This is a genomic window from Undibacterium sp. Ji49W, from assembly GCF_049340205.1.
Classification (GTDB): domain Bacteria; phylum Pseudomonadota; class Gammaproteobacteria; order Burkholderiales; family Burkholderiaceae_D; genus Undibacterium.
This window is the reverse complement of sequence record NZ_JBMPOW010000003.1, coordinates 324,319-342,894: the sequence shown is the minus strand read 5'-3', so window position 1 is coordinate 342,894 and position 18,576 is coordinate 324,319. Positions and strand designations below refer to the sequence as shown.

Below are 18,576 nucleotides of genomic sequence, written 5' to 3'. Positions count from 1 at the left end.
CTGTTCAACCTGCCATCACTGGCTGCTTCTTTGCTGTCTTAATGTCAGCGTGGCACTGACCTGGCCACTTTCCAGCAGGGAAACCAGTTTTGCCTCTTCCACTGTCAGTCTTGACGCTTTCTGTACTTCTACCAGCCATTCCATCAAATTGGCATAGCCAGCAGCGGGAATCTGCACCCTGACGATATCGTCATTCACGCCTATGGTCTGGGGCTTGATGCCGCGTCGTGTCAGCGATTGTTCCAGTTGTTCCTTGCTGACAGGTGAAATCGTTTCAGACAGGCTGGCCGCCAGTTGCGACTGCTGTTTGCTCAATTCAGCCATTTCTGCCAGTTGCTGATTCAATACCGGAATACTGGTTTGTAGCTGCTTCAGCCCGTTCAGTGCCGGTGCCAGAAAAATTGCATAACCCAGTGCCAGGGTAATCACCAGCGCGCAAATCAACAGCATGCGGCGTTCACGCTCGGCGCGGGCCAGCCAAAAGAAGTTGAATTGTTCCTTTAATGCATAGATCATCAGCGTTTTCCTCCTGCTGTCACGCGCAGGGTACCGTCCGTAGCGGAACTGATTTCCAGCGACTGTTCTGCCAGACCCGTGCGCAATTTATCCAGCGGTACCTGTATGCCTGGCTTGGTTCTGATGAACAAGGCGCGTTCCTTATACTCGATGCCGGCGATACCGCCGGGTGTGCCGAATCTGTCCCATATCTGGGCAAATTGGGATGCCATGACGGCAAAATCATTGGCCGCAAATTGCCCGGCCGCACGCTTGGAAACATTCACTTTTTGCTGCATTTGCAGCAAGGGATCAAGTATCGCCGTTTCTTTCGGGAAGCTGTTCCTGTAAGTCTGCGTCAGCGATTTAGTGATGTCCTGCGCTTCTTTGCGTTTACTCAACCATTCAAAATTCAATGCTGCCATATTCACAATCAGTAGCGCCAGTGCCAGGCGCAGCGGCCAGCGCCACTTGCTCCAGTCAAAACTGGCCATGTGTTCCGCCGCGATACCTGTCATCAAGTCTGGTGTTGTCTGACTGATGCCGTCTACCCGGGTCACCCAGCTGATCGCCGACAGATTGATGCCATCTTGCAGGCCCAACTGACCAACCAGTTGCTGATAAGAATCCAGTTCAGCGGCAGGTACATGTACAGCCACCTTTGGCAGTTCGCTTAAATGACCCAGCATGGCCAACGCATCGGCCTGTCCTGTCAGATCAAGGCTAAGGCCTATGCCGTGCTTTTCACCATTGCGCAAACAGAGTTCAAGTGCATTATCTTTTTCTTCTATAAGCGCACAGGCTGTTGCACTCTGCCCATCCACAGCAGGATGAAAGGCTAGAGCCAGTTGTGCCGGATACGCCGACAATTTGCGGGCTGGCCAGTCTTTGACGCGCTTTGCGATATCTTCCAGCCACAGACGGTCTGCCACGGCCACGCTGATTTCACCATCAACAACAGGCGAGGAAACCAGTATCAGGTCTGCCGGATCACTGACCAGTTGTTCTTCCAGCAAATTCGGCAAGGCCGTTTTTAGTTTGGCCGCCGACATCGGCGGCACCTTGACTGTCAGCAGGCTGGCATCGGTCGCCGCCAGCAAGAATGCGATCTGCTTTGCCCCTGCGGCCAATGGCTTCAGGTCAGCCAGCGTCATCTGGCCCTGTTGCTGCAACCGCCCTTCAGCCGTCATCAGCGCAAAGGACAAGTTTTGCCCGGCCCAGTCGGGCCTGTTTTGTGCTGCTGCCCTGGAGGGCAAAGAAATATACAGTGTGCTTGCCATATTTTTATTCAGTTTTCCCGTACCCAAAGCACCGTTGTTGTCACGGGCATGGTTGCCGTACCACCTTCTGCCCGCTCGATCAAGGCACTGACATCCAGTGCCGAGCGATTCATTTTCACTTTACCATTCACGATAAAAAAATTGGTGTAGACAGACACATCCTTATCGGTCATCGTTTTTGTCTTATCGTCGAAGCGCCGCTTGAAATCATCTACCGTCAGGAAATACGCCCTGTCACGGCTGGCGATCATCATCGCGGCGTCACTGACACTAAGACCGTCGATCCTGGCCGCCAGGACTTCCGCCGTCGTGGTGTTGACGTTGATCGAGGTCTTGCGTGGCAATACCGTCACTGCCGTTTTCAGGCGATTCAGCATTTCCGTATTGAAACCGCTGACTGCCAGCAAATCATCAATCTGGGTAAAGCGCAAGAATTGTACTTCAGGAAACGATTCATCTGGAGAGGTTTTTCCAGTTCCCGACTCCGCCGTGCTTGAACCCGGTGCCGCAGCGACCCTGGCCTGGGTTTTTGCCACCATGGCTGCGACTGGTTCAGCCAGTTGCGGGTCCAGACGTAAATTGGTCAATAGACGGGCGAATACTGCCCGTTCACGTGGGTCCACAATACCATCGGTAGCCAGATTATTCAGGTTGAACATGGCCTGGGCATCACTAACCTGACCTGACAGGGTAGCATCGCTATCCTCGCCTTCGGCACGGCCATTTTCCACATATTGGTCAAGCCGGGTATCGGCCAGCGTCACAGCCCAGGGTTCCCCAAGGTGATCTACGTTCGCCGATTGCTTGCCATCTTCACGCAAGATCAGTCTGGCCCAGTCGATGGCCCCGCGCAAAATCCACTTTTTCTGCAACTGCATGCGCTGATTTTCTATGGACCTGACCTGCACCTGCTGCTGCCAGAACAGGCTGGCAACGATGGTGATGGCCAGCGTGGTCAGCAGCAATGCCGTAATGACGGCTACCCCTGCCTGCCTGCCAAAGTAGACTGGTTGCTGCCTCATACTGCCCCCAGCAAGAAGACTTTGGTGACAGGAAGCTCGCGCCCGGTCAGTTGCACAGACAACTCCAGGCCGGTCAGCTTGCCACTTTTGGTCGCTGGCGCGCCAGCTCCTGCTTGTGGTGTCGCAGCACCATCTGCTTCAGAGCCACCCATGCGCCAGCCATTTTCACCGTTTCGCCAGGTCCGCATGTCCAGGCTCAGCACCTGACTTTGCAAGGCAATGGCCGGATTGACATCCACATCCGACATGGCATTTTGCCAATCCTGATCCAGCACCGCCAATTCACGCGTAGGCAGCATCTCGCTACGGCTAAGCACACCTTCACGCAGGCGGTAAGCCACTACCTGCAGGCGACTGGGCTGGTTTTCTTCAAAGACCGTGCGTACCAGTACAAGTCTGGAGCCGAGTGCACTCAAGACTTCCCGTCCGGGTAAATTAATAGGGTCAACCAGATGTGCACAGTCATTCTCTATCTGTGCAAATGCCAGTTGTATGCCGCGTGTCTGTTCCATTTCGGCAGTCAGGCCAGCCCGTGCCCGCACGATGCTATCCAGCCCGCGCCAGCCCAGCACGGCGATAATCGCCAGTATGGTGATGGCCACCAGCAGCTCTATCAGCGTGAATCCGGTTTGATGGCGCAGCTTGCTGCTACTTCTACAGCGCATTCGGCACCACCTGCGTCAGTTTGATGATGCGACGTTCGGGCTTGTCGGCTTCAAATACAAACACTTCGACCCGACGGAACGAGGGATTCGGGGTGGCGATCACATGCTCTTCGCACATCAGGTGCAAATCCCCCTGCGGGCAGGCAAAAGTGCGCTCGCCAAATTCTGGCCACTCATGCGCCAGGCGAATTTGTGCCAGCCGGTTTTCGGCTGACCAGGTCGCCATCATGGAACCACGCAGATTATTGCTGTTTTGCGTCAGACTGCCGACCGCACGCAGGCTGGCACCCAGTGCCGTGCCAACGATGACCAGCGCCACCAGCACTTCAAGCAGGGTAAAGCCGGATTGATTGGATGAATGCCGCATCTTATTCCACAGAAAAATGGCCAATGCCATCAGCACGCACGCTGACTTGCCTGTCGGCAGCTTTGATGGTCAGGATGAAGGGTTTATCAACCGGCTCACGCCCGAACATGATACGTATGGTAGAGGCATCAGAAGACTGGGGCTGTAGAGACAATTGCACCGGGGCCAGTTGAAAAAAACGCTCGCGCAACATTTCATCTTTGATCGGTGACCAGATCCGGTCTTCGCGGACATAGAAACGGTAGCCAGTTTGATCGACTTCGAAAGCCACCGGCAGATTACGCACGATGGCTTCATCGCGCGCCAATTGCAATAGCAGGGCAATACGCTTGGCATCACTTTCAAGGCGCTGCTGCGCACCCGGCATGGCGTTAATACTCACGGCCCCCAGAATGAGACCGAAAATAACCAACACCACCAGCAACTCCAGCAGCGTGAAACCCCGCTGCCTGCCCTTGTTTATCATGTAAGCGTCTTACAAATCCCAGGAACCAATATCGGCATCATCACCGGCACCGCCAGGCTGGCCGTCAGCACCCAGAGAAAACACATCCACTTCACCGCGTATGCCAGGTGACAGGTATTGATATGGCTTGCCCCATGGGTCATTCCGCAGTTTTTCTATATAACCGCCGGATTGCCAGGAATTGGCAGCCGGGCCGGAAGTAGGTTTTTCTATCAATGCCTGCAAACCCTGCTCTGTCGTCGGGTAGCGCTGATTATGCAGGCGATACATTTTCAAGGCCCCCATGATGGTGGAAATGTCCTGCTTGGCGGCAGTGACCCTCGCTTCATGGGTAAAACCTGTCAGCCTGGGCACCATGAATGCACCAAGAATGGCAATAATCGTCACCACCACCATGATCTCAATGAGCGTAAAGCCGCGCGAGGATGCTGATGCAGGACGAACACGTGGAACTGCAAATGTATTGGACATAGCTAAAATCAATAAATAAAAACGTTCAAAACCGCTATTGCACGATAAATATCATGCGCATGCAGTATAAATCCTGGCATCTGAAATAAGACTGCTTTCTGTATCCAATCGTAACAGAAAGACCAGAGTAACAATTTCCTATCTTAAAACCACTTAAAAACATCTATCTCATCTGTTTTTATGTAATGTAGGAATGACTATACCGGCGGCTATACCAGCATCTATAGCTGGATCTATACCTGCAAATAATGCCTTCGCAAAACACCATATACTACCACCAGTATATTTCAACTCAATTTCAAGGGCAAACTGCGCAGGCGCTTGCCGGTCAGCTTGAATACGGCATTGGCTACTGCCGGGGCAATTGGCGGCACCCCAGGCTCACCGATGCCTTGCGGTGGCTCGGCACTCTTGATAATCACAGTTTCCACTTCTGGCGCCTCATTGATGCGCAAAACTGGATAATCACCAAAATTGGTCTGCACCACTTGTCCGTCCCTGATCACAATTTCACCATACAAAGCGGCACTCAGGCCAAATACGACTGCGGATTCCATTTGCTGGGCAATGATATTCGGGTTGACTGCAATGCCGCAATCGAGCGCGCATACGACACGATGCACCCTGATCTGACCATCCTGCACCGATACCTCGGCAACCTGGGCAACGATGGTGCCAAAGGACTCATGCAGGGCCAGGCCATGCGCCCTACCTGCCGGCACCTGCCCAGCCTTGCTGACAGCAGCATCAAGTACAGCGAGGTGACGCGGATGGCGTGCCAGCAAAGCGCGCCGGAAGCCCGCGCCATCCTGGTTAGCGGCATGCGCCAGTTCGTCGATAAAACTTTCCTTGAAAAAAGCATTGTGCGAATGACCAACCGAGCGCCAGAAGCCTATCGGCACCGCACTGGGTACGATCACATGGGCAATGCGCTGATTCGGTATTTCATACGGCATGTCAAATTCGCCTTCGGCCGTCGTCTTGTCTGGTCCGGGACCGGCAAACCCGAAAGCACGCTTGAGAAACTGATGCGCAATCGCACCCGACGCCGACTTGTTGTCATACGCAAGCAACTTGCCAGCGCTGTCCAGACCAGCCCTGAAGCGTGCCAGTGCCGCCGGGCGGTACATGTCATGACTGATGTCTTCTTCGCGGCTCCAGATCAACTGCACTGGTAAACCTCTGGTTTCCATGGCGATGCGCACAGCCTGGGCAACCATGTCGGCTTCCAGCCTGCGGCCAAAACCGCCCCCCAGGTAAGCCATATGCAAATTGATATAGTCAGCCTTGATGTTCGCCACTTTGGCAGCAAGATCAACTGAAATGCCAGGCACCTGGGTCGAAACCCAAATGTCAACCTTGCTATCGCCCACCTGGGCCGTGCAATTGATCGGTTCCATTGCTGCATGCGCCAGGAAAGGCGCGCGGTATTCTGCTTCCACAGTCTTCGCCACGTTTTTTCCGGTCAGTGCTTCGGCTGCGTCGCCGGTCTGGTAATAAGCGTGACCACTTTCCTTATCCAGCTGGCTTGCGAATTCCTTGAATATTCCTTCTGTGGACAGCCTGGCGTTGTCGCCCGGCTCCCACACTATCGTCAGCGCGGCCACCGCCTGTTTCGCCTGCCAGTAGGATTTGGCAACCACGGCCACACCGGCCACCATATCCGGCATGGAAAAATCCACGACATGCATCACGCCTGGCATCTTCATGACGCTGGCGGCGTCGAAATTTTTTACTTTTCCACCTATGACAGGACTTTGCCTGAGCGCTGCGTACAGCATGCCCTCGGGCCGCGCATCGATACCAAAATGGGCGCTACCATCGGCCTTGGCCAGCGCGTCGGTACGTGGCTGCGAAGTGCCTATCAATTTGAAATCGCGGGGATTTTTCAATCGTATTTCGCCCGGCTGACTATGCACGGCATCCGCCGCCAGATCTGCATAGGTGGCACGCTTGCCTGATGCATGCAGGACAGCACCATCAAGGGTGCTACATTCGGATGCAGCTACCTGCCATTTTTTGGCGGCAGCAGCGATCAGCATGGCACGCGCCGTAGCGCCAGCTTCGCGCATAGGCAGCCATGCATCCTTGACGCTGGACGAGCCACCGGTCATTTGCACGCCCAGTTCGCGCGCGAATTTCAGCGTAATCCAGTGAGCGACACGCTTCAGGCTACCCTGATCATCCGGATGAAAAGGCAGGCCATCTGCAATCGCAGCGAGGTTGCCGTAGATCTTGTCTGCCGGTACATACATGGGCTTTACCTGGCTCAGGGGCACATCCAACTCCTCTGCCACCAGCATCTGCAAGGCGGTATGAATACCCTGCCCCATCTCACTTCTGTGCATAGCCACATTGATGCTGCCATCAGCGCCTATGCTGATCCAGCCATTCAGCGCCACCTCACCATCATGTACTGGTAAATCATGGGCGGCATTCAGGCGCTGGCGTGGCGGCAAGAAACCCCAGCCAACCAGCAAGGCGCCGGTTAGCCCAAGGCCACCGAGAATAAAGCGGCGACGCGATTTCTTTTTAGGTTGCGACATGCGGGTCTCCGTTATTTTTTTCTGAATTTACTGATACCGGCAAGGGCAAGCTCAGGTATTCCTGCGTGGATAACCTTCTGCCAGGATGCGGGTCCAGACGATTTCTTTTTGCTCAGGTGTCATAAACACCCACTCTGCCACTTCTGCAACCGTGCGACCACAGCCGCGACATACGTCATCAAATGTTGTTGAGCAAACGGCAACGCAGGGGGTATCCGGGCGTTCTTTGCTATCTGTCTTTATTACTGTCATTGTTAAAACGTTCCTGCACTTATTAAGAACCTGTTCGCGATCTTACTGCGCGAGCGTGATCAGGGCTCATGCGCTGCTCAAAATGCTCATGTACTAGAGTACATTCCGCTTTTTGCGCTGCTCTTCACCCCGCTGACGCACGCTCGCTACAGATCGCAAACAGGTTCCAAGGGATTCTGCAGACAGAATATACACCGCATACCAATAATAAGATGGGCGTTCGCTTTTTGCTGCGTTTTTGCTGCGCTCCTGCTGCATTATTGCTGACAAATAGTAATATAAATGCACCGAAAACTATTGGTACAGATACTCTATTTTCCGAGACAGTCCGGGTTTTGTTGACATGCGGCAGGCTTCGGCAGGAAAATTATGCTTCAGCCTTTAATCATCCTAATCATCCTAATCATCCTAATCATCCTAATCATCCTAATCATCTTCAGGAAAACTCATCATGAAAGTTGCCGTCATATTGTCAGGTTGTGGTGTTTACGATGGCGCTGAAATTCACGAAAGCGTGCTGACCATGCTGGCTCTGGTCCGGGCAGGTGCTGAGCCAGAATTTCTGGCACCGGATATTTCACAGTTGCATGTCGTCAATCATCTGACTGGCGAGGTTGCGCCTGGCGAAACACGCAATGTACTGGTTGAATCTGCACGCATAGCCCGCGGCAAGATCAAGGACATAGCACTAGCCAACGTGGCCGATTATGCAGCGGTGTTCTTTCCCGGTGGTTTTGGTGTAGCCAAAAACCTGTCTGACTTTGCCATCAAGGGGGCTGATTGTCAGATACAGGCAGACGTATTGCGTTTTGCCAAAGCCGTCGCCGCAGCAGGCAAACCGGCTTGCTATATCTGCATAGCTCCCGCCATGATCCCGCATGTATATGGTAGTGGAACTGTTGTCACCATAGGTACAGACGAAGCAACTGCCGCCGCCATCACGGCCATGGGCGGGCAGCATATCAGTTGTCCGGTCGAGGAATTTGTCATCGACAAGGACAAAAAACTGGTCAGCACACCCGCCTATATGCTGGCAGAGAATATTGCAGATGCTGCCACCGGCATTGAAGCCGCAGTCAAAGCCACGCTGGCACTGATTTAGTGCCTGGTTCGGCCATCTTACTTCCACAATCTTTCACCGACTAGATTTCATCGGGCACCAGTTCAAAACTGGTATCACTGTTCAAACCGAGTTCCCTGATTTATTTTTTTGCCTCACAACAAGGCCTGCATGACACAAGATTTTTTCCAATCACTGATTTTACTGGTACTGGTGACTGACCCGTTTGGCAACGTCCCGATTTTTGTCAGTGCCTTGTCGCATGTTGCCCCGGAAAGACGCTGGCGCGTTGTAGTACGGGAATGTGCAATTGCCTTTGCCCTTTTGTTGCTGTTCATGTTTTTTGGCAAGCATTTCCTGACGGCGCTACAGCTAACCGAAGTGTCATTGCGCATAGGTGGTGGCGTGATTTTGTTCCTGATCGCCTTGCGCATGGTTTTTCCACAGGAAGGCGGAATTTTCGGTGAAGTCGAAGACGGGCATGAACCATTTATCGTCCCTTTGGCCATCCCTGCCCTGGCCGGACCTTCGGCACTGGCCACCGTGCTGCTGTTTTCATCCGACAGTAAACAAGACATGATGGTGCATCTGGCCGCGCTGACTGCGGTTGCGGTTGTGTGGCTGATCGTCTTGCTGAGCGCCGAACGCATGCAAAGAGTACTGGGTGTGCGTGCCATGACGGCGTTTGAACGCCTGATGGGCTTGATACTGACGGCGATGTCGGTAGAAATGCTGCTGGCAGGAATCAGGGATTATCTGAAAACCCTATAGCAGGCTTGCCTGCCAGCGGTGCTTTTGAATCAATGATCTATGAATCAGTGCTCAGTAAATCAGTGCTCAGTAAATCAATGCTCAGTAAATCAATGATTAAAGGTAAAGTAGCCGAGTAAAAACAGGGCCAGGGCAATCAGGAATTGTTTCAGGTTCTGGCGGTTCATTGTCTTCCTCATCCTATAATTTTATTGGCGCTCATGCTGGCGATATCGGCGTCACTGTAACCCAGACTACGCAAGATTTCCTGATTATGCTGACCAAGGCGTGGGCCCAGCCATTGCGTCTGGCCTGGTGTCACCGACATTTTGGGCGTAATGGCTGGCACCTTGACGGGTGTGCCATCGTCAAATGCATGTTGTTCAAACATCTGCCGCGCCAGGAACTGTGGATCACTCATCATGTCGCGTACAGAGTATATCTTCCCTACCGGCACATCTGCGGCCTTGAGTATCTGCAAGGCCGCATCTATGTCACGCCCCGAACACCAGTCCTGAATTGCAGCATCGATTTCTGCCGTACGAGGCACCCGCCCGTCGTTACGCACCAGGCCTGGGTCATTCGCAAGATCGTGCCGGTCTATGGCTTTCATGAGCCGGTGAAAAATGGCATCACCATTACCGGCAATGACGATATTCTCGCCCTCTGCCGTGGTATAGGTATTCGATGGTACGATACCTGGCAAGGCGCCACCAGTACGTTCGCGCACCACCCCGGCATGATCAAATTCCGGCACCAAAGATTCCATCAGGTTGAATACCGACTCATACAGCGCAACGTCGACCATCTGCCCCTGGCCCGCCACACAGTCATCACCCTGCTTGCCATTCCAGCGACCACCGCTAACATCACGATGACGCAATGCCATCATGGCACCAATCACACCATGCAGCGCTGCAACCGAATCGCCGATGGAAATACCGACCCGTACCGGTGGCCGGTCTGCATGGCCAGACACATAGCGCAAGCCACCCATGGATTCGCCGATGGCGCCAAAGCCAGGCAAATCCTTCATCGGGCCTGTCTGGCCGTAGCCGGACAAGCGCACCATGATGGTGGCCGGGTTGATGGCTTTTAAATCTTCATATCCCAGTTCCCATTTTTCCAGCACGCCTGGGCGGTAATTTTCGATGATGATGTCCGCTTCGAGCGCCAGTTTTCTGGCGATCTCACGTGCCTCTGGCTGCTTCAAGTTGAGGGTAATGCTCTTCTTGTTTCTTGCCTGCACACTCCACCACAGTGAAGTTCCATCTTTCAGGACGCGCCACTGACGCAAGGGGTCACCGCCATCCGGTGCTTCGACCTTGATCACTTCGGCCCCGAATTCGGCCAGCATGCGGGAACAAAAAGGTCCGGCTATCAGCGTCCCCAACTCAAGAACCTTGATCCCAGCCAGCGGGCCATGTGTATTTGCTTGTGGTTTCATGCTTGTGGTTTCATGCTTGCGGTTTCATTCTTGTGACGCCATCATTCAGAAAAAGGTCAGTTTCTTGATTTCCCACTGCAGGTTGGCGCGCGCTTGCGTGTCAAGGCGGCTTGCCATGCCTGGGGTGAAAAATAGCTGCTCACGCTCTGCAAAACGTTTCAGTACCTTGACCCTGCCAGTCCGGTACATAGGTGCCATTACCCAGCGGTATTCGTGGCGTATGGCCTGACTGTATTGCTGATACATATCCGGCACCGCGCCCAGTATGGCGATATCAAGGTCGAGAAAGAGCGGCAAATCATGCGCCTGGTTTTTAAACTGCGGCACTTCATGCCTGGCTGTTGCCAGAATACATTGCTGTACTTTAGGTATCACAAGCACATCAATTTCAAGGCGACTCAATATCTCACCTGCCAGTTCAGCGCTCTTCAGTTCATTATTGCTGGCACGGGTATCGTAGATAATGTCATGAAACCAGATCGCCAGCGCAACAACGGCAAAATCACGTATCTCAGCCTTCATCTTGTCTGCATGCTGCAACAAAGCCTGGATGTGAGAAAAATTATGATAACTGCGATGGGGTTCCGAATAATGCCTGTCCAGCAGGGTCCAGGCTTGTTCGGCCTGGACCGGGCTGCCGGCCAGGCCCTGGATCAGGTCCAGCCATTGCTGCCGCAACTGCTTCTTTTGCTCATTGGAGATCAGGAACATGGCAGCTACCGTCAGGTTGTCCGACGATCCAGCATGGCACGCGCGATGGTGCCCGCATCGACATATTCGAGCTCGCCACCGACCGGGACGCCGCGTGCCAGTCGGCTAACCTGCAAGCCACGGGCCTTGAGATTTTCACTGATATAGTGGGCCGTCGCCTCGCCTTCATTGGTGAAATTGGTAGCCAGCACAACTTCCCTGACAACACCGTCAGTTGCGCGGGCGATCAGCTTTTCCAGATGTATGTCTTTCGGCCCTATGCCATCCAGCGGAGACAAACGGCCCATCAGGACGAAATACAGACCCTTGTAGGTCAGGGTCTGCTCTATCATCATCTGGTCAGACGGCGTTTCGACCACGCACAGCATACTGGTATCCCGCACCGTATCGAGACAGGTTTCGCAGATTTCACTTTCCGTGAAGGTATTACAGGATGCGCAATGCTGTATGCGTTCCACTGCATGCGTCAGCGCCTGCCCAAGCAGGGCCGCACCTTCACGGTCATGCTGTAGCAGGTGGTAAGCCATGCGCTGGGCAGACTTTGGCCCTACGCCGGGTAAGCGGCGCAAAGCCTCAGACAAGGCATCCAGACTACCGATTTTCTTCACACTCAGAACGGCATTTTGAAGCCAGGTGGCAAAGGCATACCAGCAGTCAGCGCAGACATTTTCTCTTGCGATGTTGCTTCTGCCTTGCGTACGGCATCATTGAAGGCAGCCGCGACCAGATCTTCCAGCATGTCCTTGTCGTCGCCCAGCAGTGACGGGTCTATGGTGACACGCTTGACATCGTTTTTGCAGGTCATGACGACCTTGACCAGGCCGGCACCAGCCTGGCCTTCGACCTCTACCAGACCCAGTTGATCCTGGGCTTTTTTCATGTTGTCCTGCATGGCCTGGGCTTGTTTCATCAAACCGGCAAGTTGATTTTTCATCATAAGAATTTCTCCGAGGATATTAAGTAGATATGTAGATTAAATAAGTGTCCAGGTACGCTGTTCGCTGCATGAAACCGGATTAAACCGGCCTGACGCTACCTGTGACGATGGTGGCACCAAATTCGCGCATCAATGTCTGCACGAAAGAGTCGCCTTGTATGGAAGCTTCGGCCTGTTGCTGTCGCACTTCGCGCTCAGCTACAGCCTGGGCATTGGCAGTTTGTTCGACTGCACCAATTTCCGTTTCAACGCGGATATTTTTTTCAAACCGCTCTGACAGGGCCGCAGTCAGTTTGTCCAGGCTACCGGCTGACAACAAGGTCGGCAAGGGAACCCGCAAGCGGAACACATGGGCATTGCTATCCTGTCTGCAACTGATCAGCTCACTTTGCTGCGCCAATTGCTGTGCGACGCCGCGCATGGGCAGACTGGCAGCCAGATTCGGCCATAAGCCATCCCAGTTCAACTCTGGCACTGGCAGATTGGAAATCTGCCGGTCTGCCACGATGGCACCAAGCGCTTCCGGTTTGGCCGCAACGGTTTCCGGTTTTGTTTTTTCTGCCGGCCTGACATCATCCTGCCTGCTGCTTATGCTACTACTGCTATTTACACTACTGCTACTGACGGCGAGCATGCCTTCATCTTCTTGTCTGGCAGCAGGCATGGCAGGTCGCGAAGCAGTACTGCCTGTTACTACAGGCTTGGCCGTTGCTGGCTCGAAGAACATTTCTTCATCCCAGGGCGGCGGCATGTCGTCCATGCCAACAGATTGCGCATCCTGCTCGGCGATCATGGGGGCTGGTGCAGATACCGGTGTTCTCGCTACGGATGGCACAGGAGTTGGCGTTGCCGTCGGCACTGCATTTACCGCAGGCACTGGCATGGCTGGTGCCGGTGCAACTACGGCGGCAGGCATTACTGGTGCCGGGATTGGCGCAGGGACATTTTTTGCGACCGGAGCCGGTACGGGGGCCTTATCGGCAACGGCTGTGGGTGCAGGTGTAGGCCTGGCACCTGGCGTCTGTTTGCCGCTGGCCGCGCGGGCTGCTGCCAGTGCCGCCAGTACCGGACTTTGACGTGCGCCAGTGGCAGGTGTTGCCGGGGTAGCTGCTATCGGTGTTGTTGTCGGCACCGCAGGCACACTGGCTGCTGCGGCCTGAGGCGTGACAACAGGCGCCTTGCCTGCAATCGATGTCGATGCCGGTGCGGCTGGTACTGTTGGTGCTGCCGGTGCCGATGTTGCCATCATGCCGACAGGAGCAGACCCGCCCGCCAGGGCAGCGCGACCTGCCCCGGCATTCGATGGCAATGCCTGTGGTGCAGACGGTCTGCCACCGGCTGGTGGAATCGCATCCTGTTCGCCCGTTGTGGGCTTGAATGCCAGCATGCGCAACAAGGTCATGCTGAAACCGGCATATTCATCCGGTGCCAGTGCCAGCTCATTGCGGCCATGTACGGCAATCTGGTAAAACAGTTGAATTTCTTCTTTGGCAAAACACTGTGCCAGACGCAAGACTTGCTCACGCTCAGGAATATCATCGGCAACAGCTGCCGGCACCAGTTGTGCAATGGCAATCTGGTGCAGCAAACTACCCAGGTCTTGCAGGGCCGCCTTATAAGACAGGCTGCGGGCAGCCATTTCATCTGCCACGTCCAGCAAGGCCTTGCCATCCTGCGCAACCAGGCCGTCGAGCAGGCGAATCAGATACGATTGATCCAACGCGCCCAGCATGCCCTGTACCGCATCCAAAGTCACCTTGCCGGCAGCGTAAGCAATTGCCTGATCCGTCAGCGACAGGGCATCACGCATGGAACCATGGGCCCCTTGAGCCAGCAGGCGCAAGGCAGGCAATTCAAATTCTATCTGCTCCTGCCCCAGGATATTGTCCAGATGACCGACAATATGACCAGGCGGCATTTGTTTGAGGTTGAACTGCAGGCAGCGCGACAAGACCGTGACCGGGATTTTTTGCGGATCAGTCGTTGCCAGGATGAATTTGACGTGTTCAGGCGGTTCTTCCAGCGTTTTCAACATGGCATTGAAAGCGTGGTTGGTCAGCATGTGCACCTCGTCAATCATATACACTTTAAAACGTGCATTCGACGGAGCATAAATAGCTTGTTCCAACAGCGAAGCCATTTCATCAACGCCGCGATTGGACGCGGCATCCATTTCTATATAGTCAACAAAGCGGCCAGCATCAATTGCCGTACAGGCTTCGCAGACACCACAGGGATGGGCAGTGATGCCGGTCTCGCAGTTAAAGGATTTGGCCAGTATGCGCGACAAGGTCGTTTTGCCGACACCGCGTGTACCTGTGAATAAATAGGCGTGATGCAGCCGCTGCTGCTCAAGCGCATGAGATAAGGCACGAACCACGTGCTCCTGCCCAACCAGCGTTTCAAAGCTCTTTGGGCGATATTTTCGGGCGAGGACTTGATAGGACATCTTGCGATTTTACCTTATTCAGGCGGACTGACCACTGATTTGCAGATATCCAAGCACCAAGTTTTTCATATGCAAGCGAAAATCAGCATCTTGCAGGCTCTGTGGCGACAACATCAGGGTCTGATACAGCACACCGTAAATGGCTGCATGCACCACTTCCGGACTAACCTTCAGATATCTGGCGCGGTCACTACTGGCAGCAAAAGCCTGCTCCCAGATAGCCACGACCTGACCATACAGGACGCTATAAGCCTGGATATCGGATATTTGCCGCTCCAGAAAAATCAGGGCTGACCATTCATCGGTTTTTTCTGCATGCAGTTGTATGATTTTTTCTATCATGAACTGCACCAGGTCTGGCAAGCTCTGGCCGCGTTGTGAATCTATCCACAAGCGCATTTGCGTACCTATGCTTTTGAAGCGTTCATGGATGCAATGTGCTGCTATGGACTTTTTCCCGGGGAAATATTCATACAGCGTACCCAACCCTACCCCTGCCACCAGGGCGATATCGCGCATGGTCAAGTCGGCATAGTTTTTTTCTACCAAAAGCCGAACAAAGGCATCCAGAATCGCCAATTGCGTCATTCTGGACCGTTGCTGAACCGGCTTGCGCCTTAATTTCAATGGGCTGGCAGTCTCTGTCATCTGTTTTTATCTACCGCCGGGCGGCATGTTGGGAAAGGCGAACATCTGAACGCAAGCATCACGCTAAACTATAAGTAAATTCAATTGCGGAACGAGGCGACCATGCAATGGCAAACCCATGAAATCAGCAATCAGGCTCCAGACCTGCAAGACTACAATATTTTCTCTAGTGATGAGGTTCTAATGACAGGCACCAGTCATTATCAGGCCGACTGGAATCAAGCTGCGCTGCTGGAAGCCGGAAAAGAATTGGGTAGCCGTGAAGTACTGGAACTGGGCGCCCTGGCAAATACCCACCTGCCGCTATTACATACCCATGACCGTCATGGCAAACGCATAGACAGGGTGGACTTTCATCCCAGTTGGCATCAGTTGCTGGGCTTGTTGCGCAAACAGGGCCTGCATGCCAGCCCCTGGCACACGCCTCGTCCAGGCGCCCATGTTGCCAGAGCCGCCGGCTATTTTATGCAGGCGCAGGTGGAATCCGGCTCGCTATGCCCGACCACCATGACCTTTGCGTCCATACCCGTGCTGCAAAATGAAGCGCGTCTGTTCGCTGACCTGAAAGACAAGCTGTATTCGAATGAACATGATGCCCGTGATTTGCCCGTTGCCGACAAGACATCGATGCTGATAGGCATGGGCATGACAGAAAAGCAGGGAGGCTCGGACGTACGCACCAATACCAGCAAGGCAATCGCCACCGGTACTGGTGGACGCGGCACTGATTATGTCATTACTGGTCACAAATGGTTTTTCTCCGCCCCCATGTGCGATGCCCATCTGGTGCTGGCAACTACTGAAGCGGGCTTATCCTGCTTTTTTGTACCGCGCTGGCGGCCAGATGGCAGCAAAAATGCCGTTATCGTGCAAAGATTAAAGGATAAGCTGGGCAACAAATCCAATTCCAGCAGCGAAGTTGAATTTCAGGATGCCTACGGCGTCATGGTAGGCAATGAAGGCCGGGGCATTCCGACCATCATAGAAATGGCGAACCTGACCCGTCTTGATTGCGTGATAGGCAGTGCAGCACTGATGCGCCAGGCGCTGGTACAGGCGATACATCATGCACGCCATCGTCGTGCATTTGGCAAGAAACTGGTCGAACAGGCACTGATGCGCAATGTCCTGGCTGATATGGCGCTGGAAAGCGAAGCCGCCACCCGTCTGATGCTGCATCTGGCAGCGACGCTGGACAATGCTGATGACCCGCTGCAACGCGCCTGGCGGCGCATAGTGACTCCCGCCGCCAAATTCTGGATATGCAAGCGCGCATTGGAGTTTACTGGCGAATGTATGGAAGTCTGGGGCGGCAATGGCTATGTGGAGAGTGGCCCGATGGCCCGCCTGTATCGCGAAGCACCGGTCAATTCCATCTGGGAAGGTTCAGGCAACGTGATGTGCCTGGATGTACTGAGGGCCATGGAACGTGATCCTGTGGGCACGCAATTGCTGCTGCAACAATGGGCCGGATCACAGTCGCAAGAAGTACGACAGATGGCGCAACAATTGCAGGCCGATTTGCAGTTGCCAGCAGAACAGAAAGAAATGAGTGCCCGTCGCATTGCGCAAAAACTGGTATTGACCGCCCAGGCTTTTCTCATGTGTGAGCATGCGCAATCCGATATTGCCTGCGCATTTGTACATAGCCGCCTGGATGGCAGTAATGGCAGGATATATGGCAGGATATATGGCAGCCTGGATAGTGGCATACCAACGACCCTACAGGAAAGCATTATCGCCAATGCGTTCACAAACTGACCTGCTGGTCGCGCCCCTCTTTTTTTGCCCTTTCATATTGCATAAAAAGATGGTCGCGACTTCTTAATTCTTCCCTCAGTGCGGCGACTTCACGGCTGAGGGAGCGTATATCGGCATGCAATTGCCGCTCCAGATTCGCTTCCTCTTCTTCCACAAAAAGTGCGGCGATATTGGCGGTCACTATCGAAAACATGGCATAGCCCAATAAAACGATAAACACCGCAAATATCTTGGATGCCGGTGTCGACGGCACAATATCACCATAACCCACTGTCGCAATTGTCGTGAATGCCAGCCAGACACCGTTGGCATAACTATGTACGTTAGGTTCCAGCCAATAAAAGCCCGCACCTGCGGTACTCAACATCAGTATGGCCAGGCCTATCATCTGCACCAGATGACTTGGCTTCATATTCTGCAACACCAATGTGGCGAGGCGGAGCAAAATTGCGGCGCACAAAGCAAGGCGCAATAGCCATTCCAGCGTGCCCCAGTTTTCATCCTCAGGCACTGCACTGAGTATGCTGCCCACAATAATCAATACATCCAGCAGCAACTTGCCCCGGCGCCGCTTCATACGCTTATGTTTTTGCCATTGCAGCCTGGTATCTACTGCCATGATCAATGCAGCGACAAGGTATAAGACCTGTCCGGCAATATGGGCAGCAGGAACCATCCCACCCAGCAAAAGATAGAAAGCCGGTATGGTCAAAAATAGACCTGCCAGCAACAAGGGACGCGTGAACCAGGTCCAGAAACGCTGTGTAACGGGGAATTTCATCGGCCCTCACCAAAAACACCCTCTCTGCACACATACCCTGCCACAGAGAATAATTAATGCTATTACAACAATGAGATGGTACTGACGCATACACGCAGACCTTGCCCAGTCTATTGTTGATTAACGCCATCATTAATGAAGCAGTCATGCGCCATCTTGTGATTGCGCAAATTTGATGCAAATGAGGGAATGCAATGGCAATGGGCAGCACTGCCCTGGCGACACCACCGCCCGGTCAGATGACCTTGGCGGCGGTTATTTGACTAGAACTCATTTCATAAATAGGGATGAGTGCGAGCAAGGCGATTCGGGATGCAGTGCAAGGCGCGACGCGCAGCTAAGGCTCATGCCTTAGCAAGCGGCACAACGCTGCAATGCGCCCGAATCGCCAGCTCCCGAAGGGTTTGCCTCATAACGCGCGCTGGACTGCGTTGGACTCGTTATCAATAGCACCGCTATTGACTGCCT

At 53.8% G+C, this 18,576-nt stretch carries 19 protein-coding genes; 3 read left to right on the top strand and 16 right to left on the bottom strand.

The features are described 5' to 3' along the window. Nucleotides 1-15 precede the first annotated feature (15 nt). The 9 genes from gspM to ACO0LK_RS05710 form a co-directional block, all read right to left on the bottom strand. Nucleotides 16-516 (bottom strand): type II secretion system protein GspM, encoded by a 501-nt coding sequence (gene gspM / locus ACO0LK_RS05750; RefSeq protein WP_422973012.1) that lies wholly within the window; start codon nt 514-516, stop codon nt 16-18. Beyond that, nucleotides 516-1,775, bottom strand: a complete 1,260-nt coding sequence (gspL, locus tag ACO0LK_RS05745; protein ID WP_422973010.1) for a type II secretion system protein GspL — start codon at nt 1,773-1,775, stop codon at nt 516-518. The genes gspM and gspL overlap by 1 nt, the downstream gene beginning before the upstream one ends. A gap of 8 nt (nt 1,776-1,783) precedes the next feature. Then, nucleotides 1,784-2,797 (bottom strand): type II secretion system minor pseudopilin GspK, encoded by a 1,014-nt coding sequence (gspK, locus tag ACO0LK_RS05740; RefSeq protein WP_422973008.1) that lies wholly within the window; start codon nt 2,795-2,797, stop codon nt 1,784-1,786. Further along, nucleotides 2,794-3,462, bottom strand: a complete 669-nt coding sequence (locus tag ACO0LK_RS05735; protein WP_422973006.1) for a PulJ/GspJ family protein — start codon at nt 3,460-3,462, stop codon at nt 2,794-2,796. The genes gspK and ACO0LK_RS05735 overlap by 4 nt, the downstream gene beginning before the upstream one ends. Then, complete coding sequence (gene gspI, locus ACO0LK_RS05730; RefSeq protein ID WP_186946624.1) at nt 3,452-3,829, bottom strand: type II secretion system minor pseudopilin GspI; 378 nt, start codon at nt 3,827-3,829, stop codon at nt 3,452-3,454. The genes ACO0LK_RS05735 and gspI overlap by 11 nt, the downstream gene beginning before the upstream one ends. A gap of 1 nt (nt 3,830) precedes the next feature. Next, nucleotides 3,831-4,295, bottom strand: a complete 465-nt coding sequence (gene gspH, locus ACO0LK_RS05725) for a type II secretion system minor pseudopilin GspH (RefSeq protein ID WP_422973004.1) — start codon at nt 4,293-4,295, stop codon at nt 3,831-3,833. Between the two features lie 9 nt (nt 4,296-4,304). Further along, nucleotides 4,305-4,766 carry a type II secretion system major pseudopilin GspG gene (gspG, locus tag ACO0LK_RS05720; protein WP_422973002.1) on the bottom strand — a complete coding sequence of 154 codons (462 nt, stop codon included), beginning with the start codon at nt 4,764-4,766 and terminating at the stop codon, nt 4,305-4,307. A 287-nt stretch (nt 4,767-5,053) separates the two neighbouring features. After that, the gene (locus ACO0LK_RS05715; RefSeq protein WP_422973000.1) at nt 5,054-7,312 is read right to left on the bottom strand and encodes a molybdopterin cofactor-binding domain-containing protein; all 2,259 of its coding nucleotides are present in this window, start codon (nt 7,310-7,312) and stop codon (nt 5,054-5,056) included. 51 nt (nt 7,313-7,363) lie between these two features. Next, on the bottom strand, nt 7,364-7,564 hold the full coding sequence (locus tag ACO0LK_RS05710; RefSeq protein ID WP_186946628.1) for a DUF1289 domain-containing protein: 201 nt from the start codon (nt 7,562-7,564) through the stop codon (nt 7,364-7,366). 451 nt (nt 7,565-8,015) lie between these two features. On the opposite strand from ACO0LK_RS05710, the gene elbB reads away from it, so the two are divergent. Both elbB and ACO0LK_RS05700 read left to right on the top strand, forming a co-directional pair. Then, a complete protein-coding gene (elbB, locus tag ACO0LK_RS05705) occupies nt 8,016-8,666 on the top strand; it encodes an isoprenoid biosynthesis glyoxalase ElbB (RefSeq protein WP_422972998.1) in 651 nt (216 codons plus the stop codon). A gap of 129 nt (nt 8,667-8,795) precedes the next feature. Next, the gene (locus ACO0LK_RS05700; protein ID WP_422972996.1) at nt 8,796-9,395 is read left to right on the top strand and encodes a MarC family protein; all 600 of its coding nucleotides are present in this window, start codon (nt 8,796-8,798) and stop codon (nt 9,393-9,395) included. Between the two features lie 175 nt (nt 9,396-9,570). Here the strand turns inward: ACO0LK_RS05700 and ACO0LK_RS05695 are convergent, their stop codons facing one another. The 6 genes from ACO0LK_RS05695 to ACO0LK_RS05670 form a co-directional block, all read right to left on the bottom strand. Further along, nucleotides 9,571-10,821 (bottom strand): CaiB/BaiF CoA transferase family protein, encoded by a 1,251-nt coding sequence (locus ACO0LK_RS05695; RefSeq protein ID WP_422972994.1) that lies wholly within the window; start codon nt 10,819-10,821, stop codon nt 9,571-9,573. Between the two features lie 45 nt (nt 10,822-10,866). Continuing rightward, nucleotides 10,867-11,532 (bottom strand): hypothetical protein, encoded by a 666-nt coding sequence (locus ACO0LK_RS05690; RefSeq protein WP_422972992.1) that lies wholly within the window; start codon nt 11,530-11,532, stop codon nt 10,867-10,869. Nucleotides 11,533-11,543: 11 nt separating this feature from the next. Further along, nucleotides 11,544-12,140 carry a recombination mediator RecR gene (gene recR, locus ACO0LK_RS05685; RefSeq protein ID WP_422972990.1) on the bottom strand — a complete coding sequence of 199 codons (597 nt, stop codon included), beginning with the start codon at nt 12,138-12,140 and terminating at the stop codon, nt 11,544-11,546. Nucleotides 12,141-12,142: 2 nt separating this feature from the next. Beyond that, nucleotides 12,143-12,469 carry a YbaB/EbfC family nucleoid-associated protein gene (locus ACO0LK_RS05680; protein ID WP_110253135.1) on the bottom strand — a complete coding sequence of 109 codons (327 nt, stop codon included), beginning with the start codon at nt 12,467-12,469 and terminating at the stop codon, nt 12,143-12,145. Nucleotides 12,470-12,548: 79 nt separating this feature from the next. Further along, nucleotides 12,549-14,918: a DNA polymerase III subunit gamma/tau gene (locus tag ACO0LK_RS05675; protein WP_422972988.1), complete on the bottom strand. Its 2,370-nt coding sequence runs from the start codon at nt 14,916-14,918 to the stop codon at nt 12,549-12,551. A gap of 18 nt (nt 14,919-14,936) precedes the next feature. Further along, a complete protein-coding gene (locus ACO0LK_RS05670; protein WP_422972986.1) occupies nt 14,937-15,566 on the bottom strand; it encodes a TetR/AcrR family transcriptional regulator in 630 nt (209 codons plus the stop codon). 102 nt (nt 15,567-15,668) lie between these two features. Between ACO0LK_RS05670 and ACO0LK_RS05665 the strand changes: the two genes are divergently transcribed. Further along, a complete protein-coding gene (locus ACO0LK_RS05665) occupies nt 15,669-17,327 on the top strand; it encodes an isovaleryl-CoA dehydrogenase (RefSeq protein ID WP_422972984.1) in 1,659 nt (552 codons plus the stop codon). Here ACO0LK_RS05665 and ACO0LK_RS05660 read toward each other — a convergent pair. Continuing rightward, on the bottom strand, nt 17,317-18,108 hold the full coding sequence (locus tag ACO0LK_RS05660) for a potassium channel family protein (RefSeq protein WP_422972982.1): 792 nt from the start codon (nt 18,106-18,108) through the stop codon (nt 17,317-17,319). The genes ACO0LK_RS05665 and ACO0LK_RS05660 overlap by 11 nt on opposite strands. Between the last annotated feature and the right edge of the window lie 468 nt (nt 18,109-18,576).